Annotated in this window: 7 protein-coding genes; all 7 read left to right on the forward strand. The window is 72.5% G+C overall.

Annotated features, from left to right (window positions below; genetic code table 11):
• Positions 1–104: 104 nt before the first annotated feature.
• The 7 genes from mraZ (at position 105) to mraY (ending at position 9,864) form a co-directional block, all read left to right on the forward strand.
• Complete coding sequence (gene mraZ / locus AC5LSR_RS18165; protein WP_250286484.1) at positions 105–536, forward strand: division/cell wall cluster transcriptional repressor MraZ; 432 nt, start codon at positions 105–107, stop codon at positions 534–536.
• Positions 537–1,060: 524 nt separating this feature from the next.
• A complete protein-coding gene (gene rsmH / locus AC5LSR_RS18170) occupies positions 1,061–2,140 on the forward strand; it encodes a 16S rRNA (cytosine(1402)-N(4))-methyltransferase RsmH (protein WP_250286482.1) in 1,080 nt (359 codons plus the stop codon).
• Complete coding sequence (gene ftsL / locus AC5LSR_RS18175) at positions 2,137–3,051, forward strand: cell division protein FtsL (protein ID WP_493464949.1); 915 nt, start codon at positions 2,137–2,139, stop codon at positions 3,049–3,051. Before rsmH ends, ftsL begins: the two co-directional genes overlap by 4 nt.
• The gene (locus AC5LSR_RS18180; RefSeq protein WP_493468717.1) at positions 3,048–5,468 is read left to right on the forward strand and encodes a peptidoglycan D,D-transpeptidase FtsI family protein; all 2,421 of its coding nucleotides are present in this window, start codon (positions 3,048–3,050) and stop codon (positions 5,466–5,468) included. Before ftsL ends, AC5LSR_RS18180 begins: the two co-directional genes overlap by 4 nt.
• A 61-nt stretch (positions 5,469–5,529) precedes the next feature.
• The gene (locus AC5LSR_RS18185) at positions 5,530–7,350 is read left to right on the forward strand and encodes a UDP-N-acetylmuramoyl-L-alanyl-D-glutamate--2,6-diaminopimelate ligase (protein WP_250285167.1); all 1,821 of its coding nucleotides are present in this window, start codon (positions 5,530–5,532) and stop codon (positions 7,348–7,350) included.
• Between the two features lie 13 nt (positions 7,351–7,363).
• A complete protein-coding gene (locus AC5LSR_RS18190; RefSeq protein WP_493468718.1) occupies positions 7,364–8,800 on the forward strand; it encodes a UDP-N-acetylmuramoyl-tripeptide--D-alanyl-D-alanine ligase in 1,437 nt (478 codons plus the stop codon).
• A complete protein-coding gene (gene mraY / locus AC5LSR_RS18195; RefSeq protein WP_250285165.1) occupies positions 8,797–9,864 on the forward strand; it encodes a phospho-N-acetylmuramoyl-pentapeptide-transferase in 1,068 nt (355 codons plus the stop codon). Before AC5LSR_RS18190 ends, mraY begins: the two co-directional genes overlap by 4 nt.
• Positions 9,865–10,326 lie beyond the last annotated feature (462 nt).

Raw genomic sequence — 10,326 nt, forward strand, 5'->3', positions numbered from 1 at the left:
GTGGGGTACAGTGGCGCGCAGTGGGGGGCAGGGGCACTGTCAGGCTGACCAGGGCGGGGTTTGAACGGCCATGAACCTCTCGGGCACGGGCGAGGAGGCCGCCGATGTTCCTCGGCAGCCACACGCCCCGGCTCGACGACAAAGGCCGGCTCACCCTGCCGGCGAAGTTCCGCGAGGAGCTGGAAGGGGGGCTCGTGATCACCAAGGGGCAGGAACGCTGTCTCTACGTGTTCCCCATGCCTGAGTTCACCCGGATCAGTGACTCCCTGCGGGCCGCGCCTGTTACGGCAAAAGCTCTACGGGATTACAGCCGTGTCTTCTTTTCCTCGGCTTCGGACGATGTTCCCGACCGGCAGGGACGGATCACCATCCCGCCGGCCCTGCGCACGTATGCGGGACTTACCCGGGAGTGCGTCGTCAACGGCGCGAACACCCGGGTGGAGATCTGGGACGCGGCCCGCTGGGAGACCTATCTGACCGGCCAGGAGGAGAACTTCGCCGCGCTTTCCGAGGAGGTGTTGCCCGGCGTCATCTGAGCGTTGCCCGAGCGTCATCGTCCGAGGCGGACACGGCGGCAGACACAGCGGCAGACACAGCAGCCACACCCGACCGGGAGCGCCGACCGACCAGCGTCGACGGCCCTCGCGCCACCCCTGTGTCGCCTCTGTGCCATCTCTGTGCCGCCGCGGCCCGGGGCATCAGGTGTGCGCCGAGGTCTCCCCCCGCTCCATACCGGACGCCACTTCCCCGGTGTCCGGTGGCGTGAGCGGGGCGGGACCTGGGCACATGCCGAGCCCCGGGGCCGATGGTGGCACCGGGCCGCCCGGCGCACGTGTTCCCGCCTGTCCGCGTATCTGGCGGTCATCCGGCCGGCTGTCACGCAGCCGACAGGACCGGTCCGCCATATCCGTTCACATTGTCTGCTCACATCCTTGTCTGCTCACATCGTCGCCTGCTCACATCGTCCGTACGTGCACACCGCGGTTTTCACCAAGCGTGATCGCGGGTCAACCGCATCTTCCCCGCCGCGAGGTTCACAAAACCGTTCGAGGAGGTCGAGGTGGACGCCACGCACATCCCCGTCCTCTCCGACCGTGTCGTTGGCCTGCTGGCGCCGGCCCTGCCCGGGCCCGAGGTGGTCCTGGTCGACGCCACCGTGGGCCTCGCCGGTCATGCGAGCGCGTTACTCGACGCCTGCCCGACGGCCCGCCTGATCGGTCTCGACCGTGATCCACAGGCGCTGGAGCACAGCCGCGCCCGGCTGGCCGACCGGGCCGGCCAGGTCACCCTGGTACACGCCGTGTACGACCAGCTGCCGGCCGTCCTGGACACCCTCGGTCTGACCGAGGTGCACGGTGTGCTGTTCGACCTGGGCGTCTCCTCGCTGCAGCTTGATTCCGACGAGCGGGGATTCAGCTATTCCCGGGACGCTCCCCTGGACATGCGGATGGACCCCAGCCGGGGCCGCACCGCCGCGGACGTCGTGAACACCTACGACGCCGCCGAGCTCACCCGCGTCCTCAGCCACTACGGAGAAGAACGCTTCGCTCGCCGCATCGCCTCGGCCGTGGTCGCGGAACGCGCCCGCGAGCCGTTCGTGTCCTCGGCGCGCCTGGCCGATCTCGTCCGCCGGACCATTCCGGCCGCAACACGTCGTAACGGTGGAAATCCAGCAAAACGTACATTCCAGGCGTTGAGGATCGAGGTGAACGGCGAACTCGAGGCGCTTGCCCGGGCGCTGCCGGCGGCCCTCGACGCGCTCGCCGTCGGGGGGAGACTCGTCGTGCTTGCCTACCACTCGCTCGAGGACCGCATGGTCAAGCGGGCATTCGCCGCGCGGGTACGCCCTGACGTACCGCCGGACCTGCCCGTGATCCCGCCGGATGCCGCGCCGACGATGCGCTGGCTCACCCGCGGTGGGGAGACGTCGTCCCCGGACGAGGTGGCGGCCAACCCGCGGGCCTCCGCGGCGAAACTGCGCGCCGTCGAGCGGATAGCCCCGCCGTCCGGGGCCTCCCGGTCCTCCAGAACGTCTGGGGCTTATGGGAGTTCCAGGACGTCCAGGATATCCGGGACGGTCAGGACGGCCGGGACGTTCGGGCCGGCCGGCCCGAACGGGACAGCCGGAGGTGCGGCATGAGCGCGCCGGCCCCCCTGCTGACACGACAGGGCCGGGGCAGGGCGAAGGCGGCCACGCCGCCCACTCGCGCGTCGTACCAGGCGGCCCGCGCCGACCGCCGCGGCTACGCGGCGTCGGCCGCGGTGTACGACACGGTGCCCGCATCGGCGGCGGCCCGAGGACACGCCGACACCGCCATCCCGATCCCGTCCCTGGGCCGGCGGGCCGGCGGGCCGGCGGGCCGGGCGGCCACCCCGCTCCTGGACCGGTCGCGCCGGCGGGCGTCCGGGCCGGGCCGGCCGTCCGCGCCGTCGCCGTTGCGTGTCGGCCAGCCCTCCGTGCGCGGCAGCGCTCCCCGTGCGCCCTTCGTCATCCTGTTGATGCTGCTCATGGGTGCCGGCCTGATGTGCCTGCTGCTGCTCAACACGGCACTCGCGCAGAGCGCGTTCAAGGTCCACGACCTGCGGCAGGACTCGTCCGATCTCATGGACGAGCAGCAGGCGCTGTCCATGCGGCTGGACAACCTGTCCGACCCGGCGAACCTCGCCGCCCGGGCGGCCCAGCTCGGGATGGTCCCCGGCGGCATCCCGCACTACCTGCCGGCCGGAGCCCCGCTCCCGCCCGGTGCCAGAGTGATCGGTACGGAGGCGTCCGCCGGCTTTGCCGTCGTGGTGGTGCCACCGCCGGGCCGGCCGGCCGGTGCCGCGACGGCGTCTGGTGCCGCGGCGGGCTCCGGTGCCGCGGCGGGCGCCGGAGCCACAACGAGCTCCGGAGCCACAGCGGGCGCCGGCGGCGCGGGGGCTCCTGGCGGCCCGCAGCCGGCAACCGCGCCGGCAGCGGGCGCGCCGGGTGGTGGCGCGTCAGCGGCCGTGGGTGGCCCCGCTGGTGGCACGTCGGTCGCGGGCGGGTCGCCAGCCGTGGGCGCCCAGTGAGCTCCACGGTGCACCGTGGAGCCGCGCGTGGCCGATCGCGGTCACGCAAAGCCTCCACGCCTGTTCGTAATGACACTGTTGATCAGTGGTATGAGCGCGAGGACAGCCGCGGTGGGTTCGCGGCCGGCTATGCGGATCCGGACGGCTACCGTGCCACGGCCGCCGGTTCCGCCTCCCGTACCGTCCACGGGGATCCCCGCCGCTGGGGCGGCCCTGACGACGGCTACTCCGGCTACGACCAGGGCGACTCCGACTATGACGACCACGGTCGCTCCGGTCACGGCCGCTCCGGCTATTCCGGCTACGGCCGCCCTGACGACGGCTACCGCGGGGGCGGCGCGTCCGGCCGCGACGGATACGCCCATGGCCAGGACGGATACATCGACGGATACGTCTATGACACGGGTGGTTACGACACGGGCGGTCACCAGCCGGACCGTGGCGGGGTTGGCGGGCAGCGGCCGAGCCGGTCGCCGGACCAGCGCCGGGGACGCCGGCCCACCCGTACCGCCAGCCGCCAGCTGCCCGCACCACGCGGCCGGACGGACGGACCGAGCGGCACCGTTGCCCACCCTTCGGATGCTCATCCCTCAGCCCGTCTGTCGGCCCGTCTGGCAGCCCGGCCCGCGGCCCGGTCGGCGCCACGCGCCGCCGCGCCGCGCGGTGCCGCGCCCCGGCCGCCCATGCGGCTGGGCAGCCCGCGGCGCAGGCTGCGGGTGTCGGTCGTCGTTCTCTGCGCGGCGCTGGTCGTGCTCGCCGGCCGGCTGACCCAGCTGCAGGCGTTCCAGGCGTCCACCTATGCCGAACGTGCCGAGCAGCAGCGGTTGCGGACGGTGGCATTGCCCGCGGTCCGCGGTGTCATCACTGACCGTAGCGGAGCGACGCTGGCGCAGGACGTCGAGGCGCGCGCGGTCTACGCCGACCCGCACAACGTCACCGACGCGAAGGTGGTGGCCGCCGCCCTCGCGCCGCTGCTCGGCGTGCCCGCCGACACTCTGCAGCCGAAACTTACCGGCAGCGGACGTTTCGCCTACCTGGCCCGGGGCCTGGACCCGGCGGTGGGCAAGGCCGTGACCGACCTGAGGCTGCCCGGCATCGGCGTCCTGGAGGAGCGCCGACGTCTCTACCCGTCCGGCGCACTCGCGTCCAACGTCGTCGGGTTCACCACGATCGGTGACAACGAGGTGATCGTTGGCAGTGGCGGTATCGAGAGCGCCTACGACCGGGTGCTGCGCGGGACGGACGGCCTGCGCCGGGTCGAGGTCGACCCGGCCGGCCGGATGATCCCGTCGGCGGCCAGCCGGGAGTCCGACCCGGTGCCGGGGTCGAGCGTGCGGCTGACCCTCGACCGCGACATCCAGTGGGCCGCGCAGCAGGCGCTGGCCGAGGCCGTGCGCACGACCCAGGCCGACGGCGGCAGCGTCGTGGTCATGGTCCCGAACACCGGGGACATCCTCGCGATGGTGGACGCGCCCGGCTACGACCCCAACAAGGTCGCCACTGCCGATCCGGGCACCCTGAAGAACCGCGCCACCCAGGACGTCTACGAGCCGGGCAGCGTCAACAAGGTCATCACCATGGCCGCGGCGATCGACCGTGGCCTGATCACGCCGGAGACCCCGGTGACGGTGCCGCCGAACATGCGCATCGCGGGCCGGACCTTCACCGACGCCGAGCCGCACGGGGTCGAGCACCTGACCGCGGCCGGGGTGCTGGCCAGGTCCAGCAACCTCGGGACGATCCAGATCGCGCGCAAGCTCGGCCCGGCCGGCCTGGAGAGCGCGCTGCGCGACTTCGGCCTCGGTGCCAGGACCGCGCTGCGCTTCCCCGGGGAGAGCGCCGGCATCCTGCGGCCCGCCGCCGAGTGGGACGTCCAGCAGGAGGCCACGATCTCCTACGGGCAGGGGATGTCCGCGACCGCGATCCAGATGGCCTCGGTGTACGCCACCATCGCCAACGGGGGCGTGCGGGTCGCGCCCCGGCTGGTGGACAGCACCATCTCCCCGGACGGGGCCGTGCGCACCACGCCCCGCCAGCCCGGCGTCCGGGTGGTCAGCGCGGCCACCGCGGCCACGGTCTCGCAGATGCTGGAGTCGGTGACCACCGACTCGGGGACCGCGCCGCTGGCGGCCATCGACGGATACCGGGTGGCGGGCAAGACCGGGACGGCACAGCGGGTGGGCGCTTCCGGCCACTACGACGGCTATGTCGCGTCGTTCGTGGGTTTCGCCCCGGCCGACCAGCCCAGGGTGGTCGTCGAGGTGGTCCTGGACAATCCCCGCGACGGCCACTTCGGTGGGACGGTCGCCGCACCGGTGTTCCAGCGGGTGATGACCTTCGCGCTGACGACGCTGGGCGTGCCTCCGTCCGGCACGAGCCCGCCGAAGCTCGTTCTCGATCTGGACGCGGGTCGTTGACCCGCCGTGCCCGTCGTGACCCGACGCAGGTCCCGGCGGGCCGGCTACTAGTGTCGTTGCCGTGACCTCACCGGTGTTGCGTCCGGTCGCCCCGCCCGCACGGGCGCTCACCGAGCTGACCGTCGGATACGACGGCCTCACGGTGACCGGCGGTGCTGTGGCGGGTGTAGTCGTCCGCGGGATCACCCATGACTCCCGGGCGGTGCGTCCTGGCGACCTCTACGCGGCCCTGCCCGGCGCGCGCGTGCACGGGGCCGCCTTCGTCCGGCAGGCGATCGCGGCCGGGGCTGTGGCCGTGCTGACCGACCGGGCCGGGGCTGACCAGATCATGGCGGCGGCCCGGTCGTCCGGCACGGCTGCTGGGAGCACGGCTGGTAGTGACACGGCTGGCAGCGGCACGGCTGCTGGGAGCACGGCTGGCAGGGACGTAGCCGGTAGCGGCACGGCTGGCAGGGACGTAGCTGGTGGGAGCGCGGCCGGCAGGGACGTAGCCGGTAGCGACATGGCTGGTAGTGACGCGGCTGGTAGTGACGATGGGGACGTGGCTGGCGGTGGCACAGCCGTTGATGCGGACACAGCCGGCGCGGACACGGCAGCCGGCGCGGGCGTGGCCGACGTCCCGGTGCTTGTGGCCGCGGACCCGCGGGCGCTGCTGGGGCCGGTCGCGGCCCGGGTGTACGGCGAACCGTCGACGGCCCTGACGTTGCTCGGGGTCACCGGCACCAACGGCAAGACGACGGTGGCCTACCTGCTGGAGGCGGGGCTGCGGGCCGCCGGGCACACGACCGGGCTGATCGGGACGGTGCAGACGCGGCTGGCCGACACGGTGCTCCCCTCGGTGCGCACCACGCCGGAGGCCACCGACCTGCAGGCGCTGCTCGCGGTCATGGCCGAGCGTGGGGTGACCGCGGCGGCGATGGAGGTCTCCAGCCATGCCGTCGCCCTGCACCGGGTGGGCGGCATCCGGTTCGCCGGGGCGGCGTTCACCAACCTCAGCCAGGACCATCTCGACTTCCACCCGTCGATGGAGGACTATTTCGCCGCCAAGGCCGCCCTGTTCACCCCCGAGCGGACCGGGGTGTCCGTCATCGACATCGACACGCCGTGGGGGCGCCAGCTCGCCGGGGCCGTCCCGGGGGCGATCACCTGCGGGACGGCCGCCGACGCGCACTGGCGTGCCGTCGACGTCGCCGCCGGCCCCAGCGGGACGGTCTTCCGCGCGCTCGGCCCGTACGGCGTGGACGTCCGGGTGGGCATCGCGCTGCCCGGAGCCTTCAACGTCGGCAACGCCCTGGTGGCGCTGGCGCTGCTGGTGGCCACCGGTGTCCCCGCGCCGGTGGCGGCGGCCGGGCTGGCGAGCCTGCCCGGGGTGCCGGGCAGGATGGAACGGGTCGACGCCGGCCAGCCGTTCCTCGGCCTGGTCGACTACGCGCACACACCGGACGCGGTGCAGACGCTGCTGCGTACCGTGCGGCCGCTGGTGCCCGGCCGTGTGATCGTGCTGCTTGGCTGCGGGGGTGACCGTGACCGGCGCAAACGTCCGCTGATGGGCGCCGCCGCGGCCGTCGGCGCCGATATTTCGATCTTCACCAGTGACAACCCCCGGTCGGAGGATCCGGAATTGATCATCGCGCAGATGTGTACCGGCGTGGGGACGCTGCCGCCCAGCGCCCGGGGCCGTGTCATGGTGGAGCCGGACCGGGCCGCGGCGATCCGCCTCGCGGTGGGCCTCGCCCAGCCGGGAGACGCGGTCGTGCTGGCCGGCAAGGGGCACGAGACCGGTCAGGAGCAGGCCGGCGTGGTGACCCCCTTCGACGACCGTGACGTGCTGCGGGCGGAGCTGGCCGGGTGGCGTCCCGTGTCGCGCCGGCATTCGGCGTGAGGGGCGTCCGACGGTGATGACGCTGACCCTGCGCGAGGTCGCGGTGGCCTGCGGCGGCCGGCTGGACGCCGTGGATGATCCTGACGCCGCCGTGACCAGCGTCGTCATCGACTCGCGCCAGGTCACCGCCGGCGCGCTGTTCGTCGCGGTGGCCGGGGAGCGGGTCGACGGCCACGACTTCGCCGCCGCGGCGGTAGGTGCCGGCGCGGCGGCGGTGCTCGCGGCCCGGCCGGTGGGCGTGCCCGCGGTGGTGGTCGCCGATCCGGTCGCCGCGCTGGCCGCGCTCGCCGCGCAGGTGCGTACCCGGTCGTCGGCGACCGTGGTGGCGGTGACCGGTTCGGCGGGCAAGACCACCACCAAGGACCTGCTCGCCGACCTGCTCGGTGAGCTCGGGCCGACCGTCGCCGCCGCCGGCTCGTTCAACAACGAGATCGGCCTGCCGCTGACCGTCACGCGCATCGAGCCGGCCACCAGGTTCGCCGTGCTGGAGATGGGCGCCCGCGGCCTCGGCCACATCGCCGCCCTGTGCGAGCTGGCCCGGCCGCGGATCGGGGTGGTGCTCAACGTCGGCTCGGCGCATCTCGGCCAGTACGCCGACGGGCAGGCCGGTATCGCGCGGGCCAAGGGCGAACTGGCCGCGGCGGCCTCCGAGGCTGTCGTCCTCAACGTCGACGACCCGCTGGTCGCCGGGATGGCCGTCCGCGCCCGCGGTGAGGTGATCACCTTCGGTGAAGGGGAACGGGCGGACGTGCGGGCGCACGACGTGCGGGTCGGTGACGACGGCCGTGCCCGCTTCGCCCTGGTGGCCGCCGGTGAGCGGCACCCGGTCGCGCTCACCCTTGTCGGCGAGCACCAGGTCGGCAGCGCGCTGGCCGCCGCCGCGGTCGCGATCCGTCTCGGCCTGTCGCCCGCGCGGACGGCCGAGGTGCTGTCCCGGGCCCGGGCGCGCAGCCGCTGGCGGATGGAGGTGACGGTGACCGACACCGGCGTCACCGTTGTCAACGACGCCTACAACGCCAACCCCGAGTCCATGCGGGCCGCGTTGAAGACGCTGGTCGACCTCAGCCGGGGCGGCCGGCGGGCCTGGGCGGTCCTCGGCGGCATGGAGGAGCTCGGCGTGAGCGCCGACGACGAGCACGACGCCCTCGGCCGGCTTGTCGTCCGCCTCGGGGTGGAGCAGCTGGTGGCGGTCGGCGCGCGGGCGCGCCGGATACATCTCGGAGCGTCGCTGGAGGGCTCCTGGTCGGGGGAGTCGGTGTGGGTCGCCGACGTCGAGCAGGCGTGCACGCTGCTGCGGGAGCGGCTGGTACCGGGCGATGTGGTACTGGTCAAGGCATCCCGCGCATTCGGGTTGGAGCGGGTCGCGAGCGAGTTGACGTCGGGTGCTGTCTCCCTGGGTGTCACACCACCCCTGGGCGCCGCACCCGGCGAGTGGGGTGCGAACGGGTGAGAGGTGTACTGGTCGCCGCGATGGTGGCCCTTGTGGTGTCGCTGCTGGGGACACCATCGGTGATCCGGCTGTTCCGCCGGCAGGGTTACGGTCAGGAGATCCGTGAGGACGGGCCGTCCAGCCACCTCACCAAGCGGGGCACGCCCACCATGGGCGGGACGGTCATCATCCTCGCGACGCTGGCCGGGTACTTCATCGCGCATATCGTCACGATGAAGGGCTTCACCGCGTCCGGGCTGCTCGTCCTGATGGTCATGACCGGTCTTGGCGTGGTCGGCTTCCTCGACGACTACATCAAGATCCGTAAGCAGCGTAGCCTCGGGCTCACCGCCCGCACCAAGTTCGCCGGGCAGGCCGCGGTGGCGCTGGCGTTCGGGCTGCTGGCCGTCCGTTTCAAGAACGCCGAAGGGCTGCTGCCGGGGTCGACGTTCGTCTCGATCGTCCGGGACACCGACATCTCGATCGGCCTGGTCGGCTTCCCCCTGCTGGCCTGGATCATCATCGCGGCGACGTCGAACGCGGTGAACCTCACCGACGGGCTGGACGGGCTGGCCGCCGGCACCTCGGCGATGGTGTTCGGCGCCTACGTGGTGATCTCCTTCTGGCAGTTCGGCAACCTGTGCGAGCCGGGCGCCGGCGGCCCGGGATGCTACCTGGTCCGGGACCCGCTCGACGTCGCGCTGGTGGCGGCGGCGGCCATGGGCGCCTGTTTCGGTTTCCTGTGGTGGAACGCCAGCCCCGCGAAGATATTCATGGGCGACACCGGCTCCCTGGCTCTCGGTGGCGCGTTCGCGAGCATCGCCATCGTCAGCCGGACGGAGCTGCTGCTGTTCGTCCTCGGCGGGCTGTTCGTCGTCGAGACGCTGTCGGTGATCCTTCAGGTTGCCTTCTTCAAGGCCACCCGGAAGCGTGTCTTCAACATGGCGCCGATCCATCATCACTTCGAGCTGGCAGAGTGGCCCGAGACCACGGTCATCATCCGCTTCTGGATCGTCTCCGGCCTGGCCGTGGCGTTCGGCCTCGGCCTGTTCTACGCGGAGTTCCTCTCCCACGGCGGCTCCTGACAGCTCCCATAGTGGTTCCTGACGGTCATCACAGCGCTCCCTGGTAGCTCCCGCAACGGTCCTGACGGATCCCGCGGTGGTTTCCGGTAGCTCCCGCAGCGGTTTCTGACGGGCTCCGCAGTGTTCCTGGCAGCTCCCGCAGCGGCCTTCTGGCCGTTTCCACGGCGGTTGGGCTTTCCTGGTCGTTTCCACTGCGGTCGCTGATGGACGTTTCGAGACGGCTTCCCGGCGCGCGTTCCGACCGTCGCTCCCAGTACGGCGTCCAAGCTCACATGTCCGGATCCAGCGCTACCGGCACGCGTTCGCCTGCGGTCAGGCTTCCCGGGGGAGCGCGGTGTCCGGCTTCCACCTGTCCGGGCCGGAAGAAGCAGGTGCCCTGGGAAGGCGCGACGGGCTCAGAAAGGCACTGGGCCGAGGTCCAGGATGCCATTTCGTCCGGTTTTGTCTTTTTTAGTCATGTTT

It is taken from the genome of Protofrankia sp. CiP1_Cm_nod4 (assembly GCF_982290645.1).

What these genes read in the sequence shown, in the direction of transcription:
- ftsL (WP_493464949.1), top strand. Translation starts at nt 2,137, where the DNA reads ATGAGCGCGCCGGCCCCCCTGCTGACACGACAGGGCCGGGGCAGGGCG.
- mraZ (WP_250286484.1), top strand. Translation starts at nt 105, where the DNA reads ATGTTCCTCGGCAGCCACACGCCCCGGCTCGACGACAAAGGCCGGCTC.